The sequence below is a fragment of the Ferrovibrio sp. genome, from assembly GCF_046297595.1.
In the GTDB taxonomy this organism is placed as follows: domain Bacteria; phylum Pseudomonadota; class Alphaproteobacteria; order Ferrovibrionales; family Ferrovibrionaceae; genus Ferrovibrio.
In genome coordinates this window covers 193,097-209,708 of sequence record NZ_JBKBHT010000001.1, presented here as the reverse complement: position 1 = coordinate 209,708, position 16,612 = coordinate 193,097, and the positions used below count along the sequence as shown (strand labels likewise).

Below are 16,612 nucleotides of genomic sequence, written 5' to 3'. Positions count from 1 at the left end.
ACTAGCCGGATTGGGGGGCTGCGCAAACCCGGTCGCGCGCAGGGCAGGCTTGACGCCAGCGCAGGACGGCCCCATCTCCTTGTGCGATCTCCCGGGAGGATTGGTGCCATGTGGTTCAGCGTGCCGCGTCACAAAGTCGAAATGCCGCCGCGCGAAAAGGCTCTGCCCGGCCGCGCAGCAGTGATGCCGGTGCCGGCGAAGCATTTCGTCAACGGCAATCCGCTGAAACCGCCATTTCCCGCTGGCATGGAGCAGGCGGTGTTCGGTCTGGGCTGCTTCTGGGGCGCAGAACGTAAATTCTGGCAGGCCGGGCCCGGCATATACACCACCGCCGTGGGCTATGCCGCCGGCTACACGCCCAATCCGACCTATGAAGAGGTCTGCAGCGGCCTGACCGGCCATAACGAAGTCGTGCTGGTGGTGTTCGACCCGAAGGTGATCGGCTACGCCGCGCTGCTGAAGATTTTCTGGGAAAGCCACGATCCCACCCAGGGCATGCGCCAGGGCAACGACGTCGGCACGCAATACCGCTCGGGCATCTATGTCTATTCCGAAGCCCAGCGCAAAACCGCCGAAGCCTCGCGCGATGCCTATCAGGCGGCGCTGAAAAAGGCCGGCCGGGGTAAGATCACCACCGAAATCCTCGCTGCGCCCGACTTCTATTACGCCGAGGACTATCACCAGCAGTATCTGGCGAAAAATCCCAATGGATACTGTGGCTTGGGCGGCACCGGGGTGTCCTGTCCGGTTGGGCTGGAGGTCGCCACATAATTTCCTGTATTTCTGACTTATGGCCGCATATATTGCGGCAATGGACTCTATAGACAGGAAAATACTCGATCATATCCAGCGGCAGGGGCGCGATTCCTATGCCGAGATCGGGGCCGCCGCCGGCCTCTCGGTCTCGGCCGTCAACGAGCGGCTGAAAAAGCTGGAAAAGCAGGGTGTGATCGCGGGCTGGGCCGGGCGGGTCGATCCGCAGGCGGCCGGCTGCCCGGTGCTCGCCTTCGTCCATGTGCTGATCGAGCGACCGGAGCACGAGGCCGCCTTCCTGGCGCTGGTGCGCGACGAGCCGGCGATCCTGGAATGCCATCACGTCACCGGCGACTGGTCGTATCTGCTGAAGGTACGGGCGGCCAGCCTGGCCGCGCTGGAGGATGTGATCGCCCGCCGCATCAAGGCGCTGCCCGGCATCCCGCGCAGCCAGACGGTGATCGCGCTCTCCTCCGCCAAGGAAACCGCCGCGCTGCCCATTGGCACTGATACGCCATGAGCGGGCATCTCGAACTGCTGCTGCGCGGCGTGCTGCTCGGCCTTGCCGTCGCCGCGCCAGTCGGTCCCATCGGCGTGCTGTGCATCCAGCGCTCGTTGCAGGGCGGCTTCTGGGCCGGCTTCAGCGGTGGCGTCGGCACGGCGGTGGCCGATGCGATCTATGCCGCGCTGGCGGCTGCCGGTTTCGCGGCCCTGGCCGGCCAACTCGGTGCGGCGGAAACGGCCCTGCGGCTGGGTGGAGCTGCCTTCATCGCCTGGCTCGGCTGGCGCACCATCGCGGCGTCGCCGGCCACGGCCGCCGCCGATGCCCCGCTCAGCGGTCGGCCGCTGCGGCTGTTCGCCGTCACCTTCGCGCTCACCATCGCCAATCCCGCCACCGTGCTGTCGTTTGCGGCCCTGTTCGCCGGGCTAGGCCTGGCGGCCGAGCCGGGGCTGGACTCAGCGGCTGCGGCCGTTGCCGGTGTTTTCGCCGGTTCGCTGCTTTGGTGGGCAATCCTGAGCGGCGCCGTTGCTGCGATGCGGCACCGGCTGGGCGACGAATCGCGGCGCTGGATCAACCGCGTCGCCGGCGCGGTGCTGATCGTCTTCGCAATCGCACTGGCGGTCTAGGCAAGTCTTGTCAGGCCCGTCGTGAATCGGCAATCTGCCTCCCCATGCGGCGCTGTCCTGCGCCACCTGAGGGGAGATCAGTAATGACGATGCAATGGAAAATGCTGGCGGCGGCCGCGATGCTGTCGGTTGGCGCCATGGTGACCGCGCCGATGGCGGCGCAGGCCCAGGAACTCAAGATCGGCCTTTCGGCCGAACCGAGCGCGCTCGACCCGCACTACCACAATCTTGGTCCCAACAACCAGGTCGCCTTCACCATCTTCGACACTCTGATCCTGCAGGACGAGACGCAGAAGCTGGTGCCCGGCCTGGCCGAAAGCTGGAAGCCGCTCAACGACACCACCTGGGAATTCAAGCTGCGCAAGGGCGTGAAGTTCCATGACGGCTCGCCTTTCACCGCGGCCGACGTCGTCTTCTCGATGGCGCGTCCGGCCAAGGTGCCGAACAGCCCGTCGCCGTTCACGCTGTTCACCCGTTCATTCACCGAGATCAAGGTGATCGACGACTTCACCATCCAGTTCATCACCAAGGCGCCGGCGCCGTTGCTGCCCACCGATGTCAGCCGCGTGGCGATCATGTCGTCGAAGGCCGCCAAGGCCGACGTCGCCGAAGGCATGACCACCGAAGCCCTGAGCAAGGGCGAGGGCCTGGTCGGCACCGGCCCCTACAAGTTTGTTGAGTGGGTGCGCGGTAACCGCCTGGTGCTGGCTGCCAACACCAACTACTGGGGCGACAAGCCGAAGTGGGAGAAGGTGGTCTATCGCCCGATGTCGAACGATGCTGCCCGCGTGGCCGCCCTGCTGGCCGGTGACGTGGACATGATCGAAAACCCGCCGCCGGCCGACATGAAGAAGCTGCGCGAGAATCCGAACGTGAAGATCAGCCAGGCGGTGTCGAACCGTCTGATCTACATCCATCTCGACAGCTTCAGCACGCCGACCACCGTGGGCATCACCGATGCCGGCGACAAGAACCCGCTGAAGGACGTGCGTGTGCGCAAGGCGCTGTCGATGGCGATCAACCGCGATGCGATCACCAGCCGCATCATGGAAGGCCTGGGCCAGCCGACCGGCGACCTGCTGCCGTATCCGATGTTCGGCACCCGCAAGGATGCCAAGCCGGATGCCTATAATCCGGATGCCGCCAAGAAGCTGCTGGCCGAGGCTGGTTATCCGAACGGCTTCTCCATCACGCTCGGCACGCCGAACGACCGCTACATCAACGATGCTGAAGTGGCGCAGGCGGTGGCTTCGCAGTGGACCCGCATCGGCGTGAAGACCAAGGTGGAGGCCGTGACCCGCACCGTGTTCTTCAAGAACCGCGATGCCTTCGCCTATTCGGCCTATCTGGCTGGCTGGGGCGCGGGCACCGGCGAGATGTCGGATCCGCTGCGCTCGCTGATCGCGACCCCGATCAAGGAGAAGGGTTTCGGCGGCACCAACAAGGGCCGGTATTCCAACCCGCAGATGGATGCGGTGCTGGAGCAGGCGCTGGGCACCGTCGATGCACCGAAGCGTGAGGCCCTGCTGCAGCAGGCCTCGAAGATGGCGCTCGACGATCAGGCCCTGATCCCGCTGCATATCGAAGTGACGCCCTGGGCGACCCGCAAGGGCCTCAGCTACAAGGCGCGCGCCGACCAGTATACCTTCGCCAACGGCGTCAGCCGCGACTGACCGGCCGCAAGGCCAAAGCGAAACGCCGCGGGAGTAATCCCGCGGCGTTTTTCTTTTTTCAGCTCAGGAATTGTTCGTTGAGGATGCGCTCTTCCAGGCCATGGCCTGGATCGAAGAGCAACCTGAGGCTGACATCGGGCGCCTCGCGCACCTCGACCGCGATCACGTCGCGCACTTCGTTGAAATCCGCCGTGGCCGAGACGGGCCGCTTGGCGCTTTCCAGCACCTCGATCTTCACCACGGCCTTGCGGCTGAGCAGGGCGCCGCGCCAGCGCCGCGGCCGGAAGGCGCTGATCGGCGTCAGGGCCAGCACGCCGGCATCCAGCGGCAGGACCGGTCCATGGGCGGAAAGATTGTAGGCCGTGCTGCCGGCCGGCGTGGCCACCAGCGCGCCGTCGCAGACCAGTTCCTCGACCCGCACCTTGCCGTCGATGGCGATGCGCAACTTGGCGGTCTGGCGCGTCTGGCGCAGCAGGGCGACTTCGTTGATCGCCAGCGCTTCATGGGTCGAGCCGTCGGCTGCGGTCGCCCGCATGCGCAGAGGATGCACAACGGTGGTGATCGCGCTGGCCAGCCTGGCCGGCAGGTCGTCCTCGTTGTATTCGTTCATCAGGAAGCCGACCGTGCCCTGGTTCATGCCGTAGATCGGCACCCGGGTCGACATATGCTGGTGCAGGGTCTGCAGCATGAAGCCATCGCCGCCCAGCGCCACCACCACATCGGCCTGTTCCGGCGCGGCATCGCCATAACGGGCAACCAGGCGGTCGCGGGCCGCTTCGGCGGCATCGCCGCGGGCCGCAACGAAGGCGATCTTTGTGAAGGCGTTCATACGCGCAGTATAGCGGCGGCCATGGCGCGCGCCAGCCCCGGCCGGCAAGGGACGTGCGCACTTGTCAGCCGCCGTCCGAGGCGTCACTCTGCCCGACCTGTTCAGCATGAAAGGCGATGATCATGGCGTTGGCGTTGCGGGCTGCGGTAGTGGCGATTTCCCTGGGGCTGCTGCCCCTGACGGCGGGTGCGCAGGAATTGAGGATCGGCCTGTCGACCGAGCCGAGCTCGATGGATCCGAACTATCACAACATCACACCGAACAACCAGATCGCCTATTCCATCTTCAATACCCTGATCCAGCAGGACGAGACGCAGAAGCTGACCCCCAGCCTGGCGGAAAGCTGGAAGACGCTGAACGACACCACATGGGAATTCAGGCTGCGCAGGGGCGTGAAGTTCCATGACGGCTCACCCTTCACCGCCGCCGATGTGGTGTTCTCGATGGCACGCCCGGCCAAGGTGCCGAACAGCCCGTCGCCCTTCACGCTGTTCACCCGCTCGGTCAGCGAGGTGAAGGTGATCGACGATTATACCGTGCATTTCCTCACCAAGACGCCCACGCCGCTGCTGCCCAACGACCTCAGCCGCGTGGCGATCATGTCGTCGAAGGCGGCCAAGGCGGATCTCGCCGAGGGTATCGCCACCGAAGCACTGAATCGCGGCGAGGGGCTGATCGGCACTGGTCCGTATAAATTCGTCGAATGGACCCGTGGCAATCGCCTGGTGCTGGCGGCCAATCCGGATTACTGGGGCGGCAAGCCGAAATGGGAGAAGGTGATCTATCGCCCGATGTCGAACGACGCCGCGCGTGTGGCTGCGCTGCTGGCGGGCGATGTCGACATGATCGAGAATCCGCCGCCGGCCGATATCAAGAAGCTGCGCGCCAATCCCAATGTGAAGATCAGCGAAGTCCTGTCGAACCGCCTGATCTACCTCGCGCTGGATGTGGGCGAACCGACGGCCGGCATCCCCGATGCGGATGGCAAAAACCCGCTGAAGGACCGGCGCGTGCGCAAGGCGCTGTCGCTGGCGATCAACCGCGATGCGATCACCAGCCGGATCGTCGAAGGCCTGGCCAAGCCGGCCGGCGATCTGCTGCCGTATCCGATGTTCGGCACCCGCCGCGAAGCGCAGCCCGATCCCTATAACCCGGATGCGGCGAAGAAACTGCTGGCCGAGGCGGGATACCCGAATGGTTTCAGTATTACCATCGGTTCGCCCAACAACCGCTACATCAACGATTCCGATGTGGCGCAGGCGGTGGCCTCGCAATGGACCCGCGTTGGCGTGAAGTCGAAGGTGGAGGCGGTGCCCAGCACGGTGTTCTTCAAGAACCGCGACGCGTTCAGTTATTCTGCCGCGCTGGTAGGCTGGGCGGCCGGCACCGGCGAGATGTCGAATCCGCTGCGGTCGCTGGTGACCACGGTGAACCGTGAAAAGGGTTTCGGTACGGCCAACAAAAGCCGCTACTCGAACCCGGCGCTGGATGCCATGATCGAGGAGGCCCTGCGCACGGTGAACAACGATGCGCGGCAGACACTATTGCAGCGTGCTTCGCAGATGGCACTGGAAGACCAGGCCATCGTACCGCTGCATTTCGAGATCACGTCCTGGGCCCTGCGCAAGGGATTCAGCTACAAGGCGCGGGCCGATCAGTACACGCTGGCAATCGGCGTCGTCGCCGAATGATGTGAATGCCGGGGCTCAGCCGCCGGTCACGCTCATATGGCGCGGCACGGCGGCGGGTGCCTTGCGCCGGTCGATGACGAAGTCGTGGCCCTTGGGCTTGCGCGAGATCGCCTCGCGGATGGCGTCTTCCAGCAGGGCATTGCTTTCGGAAGCGCGCAGCGGTGCGCGCAGGTCGGCGGCGTCGTTCTGGCCCAGGCACATATAGAGGGTACCGGTGCAGGTGAGCCGCACGCGGTTGCAGCTTTCGCAGAAATTATGGGTCAACGGCGTGATGAAACCGAGCCGCCGGCCGGTTTCGCGCACGGTGTAATAACGGGCAGGGCCGCCAGTGCGATAATCGGTCTCGTCCAGAGTCCAGTTGCGCTGGATGCTGGCGCGGGCCATCGAAAGCGGCAGATACTGGTCGAGCCGGGCGGCCTCGCCGATCTCGCCCATCGGCATCACCTCGATCAGCACGAGGTCGAACCCCTCGCGGCCGCACCAGGCGATCAGGTCGTCGAATTCCGTATCGTTCACGCCGCGCAGGGCCACGGCATTGATCTTCACGGCCAGGCCGGCGGCCTTGGCGGCCTGCAGACCGGCCATAACCTGGTCCAGCCGGCCCCAGCGGGTCAGTTCGGTGAACTTGGCGGAGTCGAGCGTGTCGAGCGACACGTTGATTCGTCGCACGCCGGCCCGATACAGATCTGCAGCATATTTCTCGAGCTGGCTGCCGTTGGTGGTGAGCGTCAGTTCGTCCAGCGCGCCGGTCTTCAGGTGCCGGCCCAGGCTGTCGATCAGGGTCATGATGCCACGACGCACCAAAGGTTCGCCGCCGGTCAGACGCAGCTTGCGCACACCCATGCCGACAAAGGCCGAGCAGAGCCGGTCGAGTTCCTCCAGGCTGAGCAGGTCGGCCTTGGGCAGAAAGGTCATGTCTTCCGCCATGCAGTAGACACAGCGGAAGTCGCAGCGGTCGGTGACCGAAACGCGCAGATAGGAAACCGTACGGCCGAATGGGTCGAGCATGAACATGACCGGGGGCAAAAGGCCCCCCTCCGGCGCTTAAGATAGAGAGGGGGGGCAGCCGGGACAAGCCCGGCCCCCTCCGGAGGCAGTAAATCGCTGCGGCAGATTGATCCGTGTCAGGTCTGCCCGGTTTATGGCTACAGGGGCAGGATGACCTCGACGACGTCGGATGCCGTCCGCCCGCTGGGCTTGAAGCCCAGTTCCGTGGCCAGGGTGCGCATGGCCTGGTTCTCGCGCAGGATGTCGCCCACGATCTCGCGGGTGCCGCGCTGGCGGCAGTAATCGATGATCTTGCGCATCAGATGCTCGCCCAGGCCCTGGCCCTTCATGTCGCTGCGCACCAGCACGGCGAACTCGGCGCGCTGGTTGTCGGGGTCGGTGATGGCACGCACCACACCCAGCGTTTCGTGGTGGCCGCTTTCGACCAGACGCACGGCGATGAAGGCCATTTCGCGTTCGTAGTCGATCTGGGTGAAACGAGCCATTTCAGTATGCGGCAGGCTGCGCATGGGCGAGAAGAAACGCAGTCGATAATCCTCGGCCGACACGTTGTTGACGAAATCCACATGGGCGGGTTCGTCTTCCGGACGGATCGGACGCAGCAGCACTTTTTCGCCGCTGCGCAGTTCGACGATCTGCTCCAGGCCGCTGGGATAGGGACGGATCGCCAGCCGGTCATGGCCCACCACCGCGCTGGGCCGCACCACGACACGCGCGTCCAGCGCGATCATTCCCTGGTCGTCGGCATAGAGCGGGTTGATGTCGAGTTCGGCGATCTCGGCATGGTCGGAGATTAGCTGCGAGACGCGGATCAGCAGCGCGGCCAGCGCGGCACGGTCGACCGGCGGAAAATCGCGATAGCCCGACAGCAGGCGGCTGACCTTGGTGCGGTCGATCAGGTCGTCGGCCAGATGCATGTTCAGCGGCGGCAGGGCGATGGCGCGGTCGCCGATCACCTCGACGCCGACGCCGCCCTGGCCGAACATGATGGCCGGTCCGAAGATCGGATCGGTCAGCGCCCCGACGATCAGTTCGTGTGCGCGGGCGCGGCGAATCATCGGCTGCACGGTGAAACCGTCGATGCGGGCCTGCGGACGATGCTGGCGCACGCGGGCCAGCATGGCCTCGGCAGCGGTGCGGACTTCCGCCGTGCTGCTCAGGTTCAGGGCTACGCCGCCCACATCCGACTTGTGCGTGATGTCGGGCGACAGAATCTTCAGCGCCACCGGCAGGCCCATCCGCTCGGCCGCTGCCGCCGCCTCGTCGGGTGATGTCGCGGCTTCAGTCGGAACGGCAGGAATGCCATAGGCGGCGAGGATGCGCTTGCCCTCGATCTCGTTCAGCATGGTGCGGTTTTCCGCCAGGGCGGTGTCGATCACCTTGCGCACGGCCGCGAGGTCGGGCTGGAAATCTTCCGGCAGTTCGGCCGGTATTTCCATCAGGTTCTTCATGTTGCGGCGGTAATCGACCATATGCGCGAAGGCGCGCACCGCTGCATCGGGCGTTTCATAGGAGGCAAGGCCAGCCTCGGCAAAAGCCTTGCGTGCGGCCTGCACGGCTTCGCCGCCCGACCAGCAGGTGATCACGTTCTTGACCGTGCCGCGCGACGCCTCGATCACGGCCTTGGCGGGTTCCAGCGACGGCACGATGGCGGTCGGCGCATGCATCACCAGCACGGCATCGACGCCGGGATCGGCCAGCACGATCTTCACCGCATCGGCATACCGGCTGCTGGGCGCGTCGCCGATGATGTCGACAGGGTTGCCACGCGACCAGGTGACCGGCAGGGCGGCATCGAGGGCTGTCATCGTTTCCGGGCTCAGGTCGGCCAGCGTGCCGCCATGCTCGATCAGGGTGTCGACGGCCATCACGCCCGGTCCGCCGCCATTGGTCACGATGGCGAGCCGCTCGCCCGGCATCTTGCGGCTGCGGCCCAGCGTTTCGACGGTGTCGAACAACTCTTCGACGCCGTCCACGCGCAGGATACCGGCGCGCCGCAGGGCGGCAGTATAGACATCGTCACCGCCGGCCAGCGCGCCCGTATGCGAAGCCGCCGCCTGGGCAGCACGAGCATTGCGGCCGGACTTGACCGCCACGATGGGCTTGTTGCGCGCGGCGGCGCGGGCGGCCGACATGAATTTGCGCGCGTTCTTCACTGACTCGATATACAGCAGGATGGCACGGGTCTGCGGGTCGCTGGCGAGATAATCGATGATGTCGCCGAAATCGACGTCGGCAGAGTCACCGACTGAGAGGAAGTGACTGAAGCCGATGCCATGCTGCTTGGCCCAGTCCAGCACGATGGTGCACAGCGCGCCAGACTGGCTGACGAAGGCCAGTTGCCCCGGTTGCGCGTCGGTATGGGCGAAACTGGCATTCAGCCGCAGGCCAGGGATCAGAAGGCCGACGCAGTTCGGCCCGAGGATGCGCAACAGATGCGGTTTGGCGGCATCGAGCATGGCCTGCTGCAGGGTGCGGCCATCAGGCATCTTCTCGCTGGATAATCCTGCCGTGAGCACGACGGCGGCGCGGCAGCCGATCAGGCCCAGTTTTTCGATTTGCTCGGGCACGGCCTGCGGCGGCACGGCGATGACGGCCAAATCCGGCACGGCCGGCAGCGAACGGACGCTGGCATAACAATGCAGGCCGTGCAGATGGCGGTATTTCGGATTGACCGGCCAGATCGCGCCGGCAAAGCCGCCCTTGATCAGGTTGTCCAGCACGACGGTGCCGACGCGGGAAGGCCGGTCCGAGGCACCGATGACGGCAACCGAGCGGGGCGCGAAGAGTTTATCGAGATTGCGGATGGTCATGACGCAGCACTATAGCCGATCGTTGACGTGAATATGACGGCCCAGGCGAAACAGCAGGAACAGGGCGGCCGGCAACAGGATGCCCCAGGGCCATGGCGGCATGCCACCCTGAAGCAGGGTCAAAATCGTCGCAGCCGCGGCCAGCAGGCCAAGCAGCAGGGCGGCCGGTTCGAGTCGCTGCGGACAATGGCGCCAGGCGGCAAGGGTCAGGGCTGCCGAGGCGACGACATTGGCGAGCAGCAGCGTGCCGGCCATTCCGGCCAGTCCCGCATAGGTCGCGGCGGGATAGATCAGGATGCCGAAAATGGCAAGCGCCAGCAGGGTATTGCTGACCGCCCATCCCGTGCGGCCGGTGCGCAGCAGGCCGCCGGTCAGCGGCGAACGCACCAGCATGACGAGGCGCGACAGCAGCAGCAGGGCGAAGGCGCCGGCCGCTTCGGGCATCGGATCATGCGCCAGCAGCGTGAACAGCAGAGGCTGGCAGGCCAGGATCAGCAGGAAAGCGGCCGAACCTGCGGCGAGGGCGATGCTGGTAACGCGGCCGAGAATGCTGCCGGCTTCCGGCCGGCGCAGCGCATGATGAACAAGCCCGCCCCAGGCCGTATAGAACGGATTGGCGATGACCGCTTCGAACAGTGCACTTATGGCGCTGATGATCAGGAACAGGCCGGCCGCCTCAATGGAAACAAGGGCGGCCAGCAGGAAGCGGCATAAGGTATCGAGGCTGTAGCGCAGCGTGAGGCCGGTCATCATCGGCAGGCCGTAGCGCAACAGTCTGCCGGCCTGTTTGACATCCAGCGCCGCGGCGATGCGACGCCGCAGCAGGATGAAGGATGCGAGACAGGAGATCGCCTGGGCGAGCGCCTGTGCCGAGAGCAGGCCGGTCAGGCCGGCCCGGTATCCGGCAATCAGCAGCCAGGCGAGCAGAAGATGGATCGCCATCTGCGTAGCCGCGATCAGGCCCGAGAGCCAGACGCGGCGCGCGGCGCGCAGTTCGGTCAGCAGCACGGTCTGGACCGCTCCGGTCAACAGCAGCGGCATCAGCAGCCAGGCATGGGGCAGGGTCGCGCTGTCGAACAGGCCCATGATTGGCGCGGACGAGAAAGGCATGGTCAGCAGCAGGCCTACGGCCAGGCTGGCGATGACGGTCATCGACAGGCAGGTGCCGAGCAGCCGCTGTCGCTGCGCAGGCTCCATCTGGGCATAGTAATAAAGGTAGGCGAATTTCAGGCCCAGCAGGCTGAGGGTCATGCCCTGTAGGAGGGCGGCCTCGACCAGGCTGTACAGGCCTACATCCGCACCGGTGAGGTGTGCGGTGACCAGCGGCAGGACCAGGAGGTTGCCCAACTGCAGCAGGCCAAGCGAAAACAGGTAGCTGGTGAAATCGTATCGCAGTGCGACAGTAAAATCCCTGACGCCGACCAGATGTTCGGGCGCGCCAGTCGATGTCTGACGCCCGGAAGCCGGAACGGCCGATGCGGGCGAGGGAGCGGATAGATGCGACACGGATCTGCTGCTTTCCGGGTGGCGCCGGGGGACGACCGCTTATTCCCGCCGGGCCTTTCGACTCCGTTAACGCTCATGGCATAATCATCTAAGGATAACATGCAGCCGGACTCATACGCCGAAAAAATCGCCAATGCCCTGAAAGCGGCCAAGACGTTCTATCGCGCCGGCCGGCTGGACGACTCGCGTCGTGCCTGCATGCTGATTCTGCAACTCGAACCCTGGCACCCTGGCGCGCTGCAGCGGCTGGCGCTGATCGCCCGTCAGCAGGGGCAGGCGGACAAGGCCATTCAGCTGTTATCGGATCTGATTGCCAGACATCCGAAAGATGCAGCCGCGATCCGGTTACTGTCTGCGATCTGGCGTGAAGCAGGGCAGCCTGAGCGGAGTGAGGCCCTGCTCGATGCCGTGATGCCGGGGCTGGCTGAAGATGCGGCTCTGCTGCTGGAGAAGGCGCAATGCCGGATTGACCGTCAGGATGTGCCTGGTGCGATTCCGCTGCTGCAGCGAGCTGTCGCGCTGGCACCGGAAAATCCCGATGCCCATACCCTGCTGGGTATTGCCCTGCGTCGCACTGGCGACCGGGCTTCAGCGCGGGATGCGTTCAACAAGGCAGTTTCACTCAATCCGCAGGATGCAAACGCCCTGAACGGGTTGGGCAACGACTGTCTGGAGAAAGAGCGCTTCCCCGAAGCGGCGGCGTATTACCGGCGTGCGGTCGCCGTGCGACCAGCCTTCCTCAAGGCGCATAAGAATCTCGCCTATACGCTCAACCTCGACAACGATGTCGATGGTGCCAAGGCCGCTTTCGCCCGCCTGTTTGAACTGGCGCCGGATTTTCATGAAGGCCACATGGATTATGGTCTCTTCCTGCTGTCACTCGGCGACTATGTCGCTGGCTGGCGGGAATATGAACATCGCTGGTCTTTCCCCGGCTTCACCGAACCCAACTGGGGCGGCGGGCTGCCGCGCTGGGACGGTTCGCCACTGGCCGGGCGGCATCTGCTGCTGTGGGGAGAGCAGGGGGTTGGTGATCATGTTCTGTATGGCACCATGCTGCCGGATGTGGCGCGCCGCGCCGCCGGCCGTGTCACGCTAGCTGTGGAAGCGCGACTGGTGTCGCTGTTCGCGCGATCGCTGGCGGATGACGGCATTGGGGTGGTCACCCGCGGCGAGCAGGTCCAGGCGGATGTGCAATGCCCGCTCGGCAGTCTTGGCACCTGGCTGCGGCACTCGCCGCGGGAATGCGGATCCGGCCGTTATCTCAGAGCCGACGGCAATCGCGTGGAGGCCATCCGCCGACGCTACGCCGAGCGCTGGCCGACGGTGAAACGGCGCATCGGCCTGTCCTGGCGCAGTACTAACTGGCATGTTGGCGATTACAAAAGTCTCGATCTGGAAACGCTGCTGCCCGTGCTGCGGAAACCCGACATCGCTTGGGTATCGCTGCAGTACGGCCGGGTGGAAGACGAGATCGCCGCTTTCACACAACGCCATGGCATCGAGGTGCATCAGGATTCCGAAATCGATCCGACCAATGATCTCGACGGACTGGCTGCGCAGATCGCGGCCCTGGACGGTGTGGCGAGCATCAGTAATTCGACGGTTCATTTCGCCGGCGCGCTGGGCAAACCATGCTGGGTTCTGTTGCCGGCCGGCCGAGGCCGGATGTGGTACTGGCCGCGCGAAGGCGAACGGACGCCGTGGTACGACAGCATCAGGTTGTTGCGGCAGTCGAGGCCGGGAGACTGGTCGGGGGTGCTGGATCGTCTGGGCGAGGTGCTGGATGCAGCCTTCTGATCGACTGAATGCGGATGTGATCCGGACGCTGCGCGATGGTGTGCGGGCGCACCAGGCCGGCGATCTGGCCACGGCGGAACGATCGTACCGTGCGGTGCTGACACAGCATTCCGAGCAGCCGGACGCCCTGCATCTGCTTGGCGTGATCTGCGACCAACGCGGCGAGCATGAGATCGCCGTCGACCTGATCCGGCGTGCCATTGCGCAGTCGCCGCAGGCGGCGGAGTTTCACGGCAATCTCGGCACGGCTTTGCTGGCGCTGGGACGTACCGAAGCGGCCGAGGATGCCTATCGCCACGCAATCAGTCTCGATCCGAGTTACATCGAGGGTCATTACAATCTCGGTAACCTGCTGCGCGCAGCAGGTAATGTAGCGGCAGCGCGCGAGCGTTTCGAAAAGGTCCTGACGCTGCAGCCCGGCCACATCCAGTGCCGCAACAATCTGGCCATGCTGTTGTGGGAGGATCTGGGCGATCACGCGGCAGCCGAACGGCATTTCAGGTTGCTGCTGGCCATGGCGCCGGACTGGGCCGCCGGACATATGAACCACGGCCTGTTCCGGCTGGCGCATGGCGCTTATGCCGAGGGCTGGACGGAGTACGAATGGCGCTGGCGCAATCCGGAATTCAAGGAACGCGACTGGTCGATGGGGTTGCCGCGCTGGCGCGGCGAACCGCTCGACGGCAAGGGCTTGCTGCTATGGGGCGAGCAGGGCGTCGGCGACCAGCTTCTCTACGGTACTATGCTGCTGGATGCGCAGCGGCGTAGCCGCGCTCACATCGTCGTGGCAGTGGAGCGTCGGCTGATCGACCTGTATCGCCGCTCGCTGGCTGGATACGGCATGACGGTGGTTGCGCGCGGCGAGGCGGTAGACGCCGTCGCGCAATGCCCGTTCGGCAGCATGGGCGGTATCTTGCGGCTGGCCCAGGAGGATTTCTCGGGCACCGGACAGTATCTGCATGCCGCCCCTGAATTGCGGCAGTCCCTGCGCGAACGTTATCGCGCGCTGGCCGGTGGCCGGCGGTTGCTCGGTATCGCCTGGCGCAGCGCGAATATCGCCATCGGTGAGCACAAAAGCATACCGCTCGATACGCTGTTGCCGATCCTGCGCAGGCCGGACATCTTCTGGATCAACCTGCAATATGGCGATGTTGACGCCGAGATTGCGCAATTACAGCAGGCCGGCATTGCGATCCATCACGACCCCACGATTGACGGCCTGCGCGACATGGATGGGTTCGCCGCCCAGGTAGCCGCACTCGATGGTGTGATCACGGTCAGCACCACAACAGTGCATGTGGCCGGCACGCTGGGCGTACAGGCTTGGCTTCTGCTGGCATCCGGCCGGGGGCGGCTATGGTACTGGCCGGCGGAAGGCGAGGTGACGCCATGGTATCACAGTCTGCGGATTATCCGGCAGAAACGACCCGGAGACTGGAATTCGGTATTGGAAAGCCTTGTTGCGGCAATGGCATAGCCAGCTTTTCATGCAATATTAACGATCTGTTAAACTTATCAGATGGTTACATAAAAAGACGACAGATTCCCTGTTGACGGCGGGCTGGGAGATCGTGTATTCATCCCACCATAGTTCTCAAAAGAGGGCTAATCGGGCATCCCGCCCTTTATCCTAGAACAGGAGCTTAAAATGGCTAATTCCGTAAATACCAACGTTGGCGCCCTTGTCGCCCTGTCGTCCCTGCGCGGCATCAACAGCGAACTCGACAAGACCTCCAAGCGCGTCCAGACCGGCTTCCGCGTTGCCGATGCTTCCGATGACGCCGCCGTGTTCGCGGTGGCCCAGGGCATCCGCGGCAACATCAAGGCCTATGCCTCGGTGCAGTCCTCGCTGGCTGCCGGTGAAGGCCTTGGCCAGGTGACCGCCGCCGCTCTGACCGGCGTCTCGAACCTGTTCGGCGACCTGAAGGCGAAGTTCGCCAACCTGGCCGACGGCTCGCTGACTTCTGAGCAGCGTACGGTGTACTCGAACGACGCCAAGCAGCTGGTCAGCCAGATCACCAACTACATCACCCAGGCTACCTATAACGGCAAGAACCTGCTGAACGGCGGTACCGGCGGCACCTCGGTGACCTTCGTGGCCGACGTGTCTGGCACCACGCTCACCCTGTCGACCGGCACCAGCCTCTCGTCCTCGACGACGGCTATCCTGACTTCGGCGATCACCGCTTACACCAGCGCGGGTCTGTATGGTTCGGCTATCGCGCACATTTCGGTATTCGAGGGCATCCTCAACTCGATGTCGGCGGAAATCGCTGCCCAGTCGCGTTCGATCAGCCTGCAGAAGGGCTTCGTGGACGACCTGGTCGACGCGACCAAGAAGGGCCTTGGCGCCCTGGTCGACGCCGACGTTGCTTCGGAAAGCGCGACCCTGCAGTCCCTGCAGGTCCGTCAGCAGCTGAACATCCAGGCGCTGTCGATTGCCAACCAGCAGCCGAATACCCTGCTCAGCCTGTTCCGTTAATCGGCAGTCTGAACGACTATCCCGGAAAGGGGGCCGCGAGGCCCCCTTTTCTTTTTCAGCACCAGGCAAAACCTTAGGATTCCTTGACGTGGCGGCGCAACAGGGATAGCCCTGTTGCAGTCCGAAGCAATCAGGGAGGAAGGGCAGCCCCCTTCCGTGCGCGTGCCGCTCATCATCACACTCAAGGCCGGTGAGAAGTTCATTCTCAATCGCGCCGTGCTCAGCCTGTCGAAATCGGCCAGCATTATCATTGAGAACAAGGCTTCGTTTCTCCGCGAGAAACACATCATGAAGCCCGAAGATATCGATACGATTGCCAAGGAAATCTATTATTTCTGTCAGTTGGCGTATCTGTGGGACGACAAATTCGACGAATATTACCCCAAGATTAGGGAGCTCTGTTTGGAGTTCGTTAAGGCTGCTCCGAGTACCAATGCTCTGATAGCCAGTATTGGTGCTGCCTTGGTACAGCGCGATTACTTCCGCCTGCTGAAACTGGCGCGCCGGCTTATGGAAGTTGAGAGGAGACTGCTCGATGGCGGGAAAGAACCCATACCTGACGGCGCAAAACGCCCTTGAAACCCCGCGACAGCTTGAATATCGCCTTTTCTCGGCGGTAACCCGCGCGCTGATGGATATCCGGCCGCTCATGAACAGCGGGCATCCAGCCGACGTGGCCAAGATCGCCTCTGCCATCGGCTGGAACCGGGATGTCTGGAATCACCTGATGCCGGAAGTGCTGGACGAGGCCAACACCTTGAGCAAGGAGGTCAAGGTCTCGTTGATCAATATCTGCATTTTCGTCAATAAACAGACCGACAAGATCACGCAGGGAGAATCGAAGGACATCGAAGCCCTGATCGAGATCAATCGCAACATAATGGATGGTCTGAAATAAACGAGCCGTGCGGCGAGTGGCCCTGAAAGGC

General features: G+C 64.1%; 14 protein-coding genes. 10 read left to right on the top strand and 4 right to left on the bottom strand.

Annotation, left to right across the window (positions count from 1 at the left end; all coding sequences use genetic code 11):
- The first annotated feature begins 108 nt into the window (after nt 1-108).
- The 4 genes from msrA (at nt 109) to ACK4FJ_RS01065 (ending at nt 3,554) form a co-directional block, all read left to right on the top strand.
- Nucleotides 109-771, top strand: a complete 663-nt coding sequence (gene msrA, locus ACK4FJ_RS01080; protein ID WP_409762711.1) for a peptide-methionine (S)-S-oxide reductase MsrA — start codon at nt 109-111, stop codon at nt 769-771.
- Nucleotides 772-811: 40 nt separating this feature from the next.
- The gene (locus tag ACK4FJ_RS01075) at nt 812-1,273 is read left to right on the top strand and encodes an Lrp/AsnC family transcriptional regulator (protein ID WP_409762708.1); all 462 of its coding nucleotides are present in this window, start codon (nt 812-814) and stop codon (nt 1,271-1,273) included.
- A complete protein-coding gene (locus tag ACK4FJ_RS01070; protein WP_409762705.1) occupies nt 1,270-1,881 on the top strand; it encodes a LysE family translocator in 612 nt (203 codons plus the stop codon). Before ACK4FJ_RS01075 ends, ACK4FJ_RS01070 begins: the two co-directional genes overlap by 4 nt.
- A gap of 83 nt (nt 1,882-1,964) precedes the next feature.
- The gene (locus ACK4FJ_RS01065; protein ID WP_409762702.1) at nt 1,965-3,554 is read left to right on the top strand and encodes an ABC transporter substrate-binding protein; all 1,590 of its coding nucleotides are present in this window, start codon (nt 1,965-1,967) and stop codon (nt 3,552-3,554) included.
- Between the two features lie 58 nt (nt 3,555-3,612).
- On the opposite strand, the gene ACK4FJ_RS01060 is transcribed toward ACK4FJ_RS01065, so the two are convergent.
- On the bottom strand, nt 3,613-4,383 hold the full coding sequence (locus ACK4FJ_RS01060) for an NAD kinase (RefSeq protein WP_409762699.1): 771 nt from the start codon (nt 4,381-4,383) through the stop codon (nt 3,613-3,615).
- A gap of 122 nt (nt 4,384-4,505) precedes the next feature.
- Between ACK4FJ_RS01060 and ACK4FJ_RS01055 the strand changes: the two genes are divergently transcribed.
- The gene (locus tag ACK4FJ_RS01055; protein ID WP_409762696.1) at nt 4,506-6,074 is read left to right on the top strand and encodes an ABC transporter substrate-binding protein; all 1,569 of its coding nucleotides are present in this window, start codon (nt 4,506-4,508) and stop codon (nt 6,072-6,074) included.
- A 15-nt stretch (nt 6,075-6,089) separates the two neighbouring features.
- Here the strand turns inward: ACK4FJ_RS01055 and moaA are convergent, their stop codons facing one another.
- The 3 genes from moaA to ACK4FJ_RS01040 all read right to left on the bottom strand — a co-directional run bounded on the left by moaA (nt 6,090) and on the right by ACK4FJ_RS01040 (nt 11,401).
- A complete protein-coding gene (moaA, locus tag ACK4FJ_RS01050) occupies nt 6,090-7,082 on the bottom strand; it encodes a GTP 3',8-cyclase MoaA (protein WP_409762693.1) in 993 nt (330 codons plus the stop codon).
- A 137-nt stretch (nt 7,083-7,219) separates the two neighbouring features.
- Nucleotides 7,220-9,895: a GNAT family N-acetyltransferase gene (locus tag ACK4FJ_RS01045; RefSeq protein WP_409762690.1), complete on the bottom strand. Its 2,676-nt coding sequence runs from the start codon at nt 9,893-9,895 to the stop codon at nt 7,220-7,222.
- Between the two features lie 9 nt (nt 9,896-9,904).
- On the bottom strand, nt 9,905-11,401 hold the full coding sequence (locus ACK4FJ_RS01040; RefSeq protein WP_409762687.1) for a lipopolysaccharide biosynthesis protein: 1,497 nt from the start codon (nt 11,399-11,401) through the stop codon (nt 9,905-9,907).
- A 99-nt stretch (nt 11,402-11,500) separates the two neighbouring features.
- Here ACK4FJ_RS01040 and ACK4FJ_RS01035 point away from each other — a divergent pair, with 99 nt between their 5' ends.
- The 5 genes from ACK4FJ_RS01035 to flaF all read left to right on the top strand — a co-directional run bounded on the left by ACK4FJ_RS01035 (nt 11,501) and on the right by flaF (nt 16,581).
- Nucleotides 11,501-13,201, top strand: a complete 1,701-nt coding sequence (locus ACK4FJ_RS01035; RefSeq protein WP_409762684.1) for a tetratricopeptide repeat protein — start codon at nt 11,501-11,503, stop codon at nt 13,199-13,201.
- Nucleotides 13,188-14,678, top strand: a complete 1,491-nt coding sequence (locus ACK4FJ_RS01030) for a tetratricopeptide repeat protein (RefSeq protein WP_409762681.1) — start codon at nt 13,188-13,190, stop codon at nt 14,676-14,678. The genes ACK4FJ_RS01035 and ACK4FJ_RS01030 overlap by 14 nt, the downstream gene beginning before the upstream one ends.
- 171 nt (nt 14,679-14,849) lie before the next feature.
- On the top strand, nt 14,850-15,683 hold the full coding sequence (locus ACK4FJ_RS01025; protein ID WP_409762678.1) for a flagellin: 834 nt from the start codon (nt 14,850-14,852) through the stop codon (nt 15,681-15,683).
- 114 nt (nt 15,684-15,797) lie between these two features.
- Nucleotides 15,798-16,262 carry a flagellar biosynthesis repressor FlbT gene (locus tag ACK4FJ_RS01020; RefSeq protein WP_409762675.1) on the top strand — a complete coding sequence of 155 codons (465 nt, stop codon included), beginning with the start codon at nt 15,798-15,800 and terminating at the stop codon, nt 16,260-16,262.
- On the top strand, nt 16,219-16,581 hold the full coding sequence (gene flaF / locus ACK4FJ_RS01015; protein WP_409762672.1) for a flagellar biosynthesis regulator FlaF: 363 nt from the start codon (nt 16,219-16,221) through the stop codon (nt 16,579-16,581). Before ACK4FJ_RS01020 ends, flaF begins: the two co-directional genes overlap by 44 nt.
- The last annotated feature ends 31 nt before the right edge of the window (nt 16,582-16,612 follow it).

Excerpts from the sequence above, each read along its gene's own strand:
- msrA (WP_409762711.1), top strand. The coding sequence starts at position 109 with ATGTGGTTCAGCGTGCCGCGTCACAAAGTCGAAATGCCGCCGCGCGAA.
- ACK4FJ_RS01075 (WP_409762708.1), top strand. The coding sequence starts at position 812 with ATGGACTCTATAGACAGGAAAATACTCGATCATATCCAGCGGCAGGGG.
- ACK4FJ_RS01070 (WP_409762705.1), top strand. The coding sequence starts at position 1,270 with ATGAGCGGGCATCTCGAACTGCTGCTGCGCGGCGTGCTGCTCGGCCTT.
- ACK4FJ_RS01065 (WP_409762702.1), top strand. The coding sequence starts at position 1,965 with ATGACGATGCAATGGAAAATGCTGGCGGCGGCCGCGATGCTGTCGGTT.
- ACK4FJ_RS01060 (WP_409762699.1), bottom strand. The coding sequence starts at position 4,383 with ATGAACGCCTTCACAAAGATCGCCTTCGTTGCGGCCCGCGGCGATGCC.
- ACK4FJ_RS01055 (WP_409762696.1), top strand. The coding sequence starts at position 4,506 with ATGGCGTTGGCGTTGCGGGCTGCGGTAGTGGCGATTTCCCTGGGGCTG.
- moaA (WP_409762693.1), bottom strand. The coding sequence starts at position 7,082 with ATGCTCGACCCATTCGGCCGTACGGTTTCCTATCTGCGCGTTTCGGTC.
- ACK4FJ_RS01045 (WP_409762690.1), bottom strand. The coding sequence starts at position 9,895 with ATGACCATCCGCAATCTCGATAAACTCTTCGCGCCCCGCTCGGTTGCC.
- ACK4FJ_RS01035 (WP_409762684.1), top strand. The coding sequence starts at position 11,501 with ATGCAGCCGGACTCATACGCCGAAAAAATCGCCAATGCCCTGAAAGCG.
- ACK4FJ_RS01030 (WP_409762681.1), top strand. The coding sequence starts at position 13,188 with ATGCAGCCTTCTGATCGACTGAATGCGGATGTGATCCGGACGCTGCGC.
- ACK4FJ_RS01025 (WP_409762678.1), top strand. The coding sequence starts at position 14,850 with ATGGCTAATTCCGTAAATACCAACGTTGGCGCCCTTGTCGCCCTGTCG.
- flaF (WP_409762672.1), top strand. The coding sequence starts at position 16,219 with ATGGCGGGAAAGAACCCATACCTGACGGCGCAAAACGCCCTTGAAACC.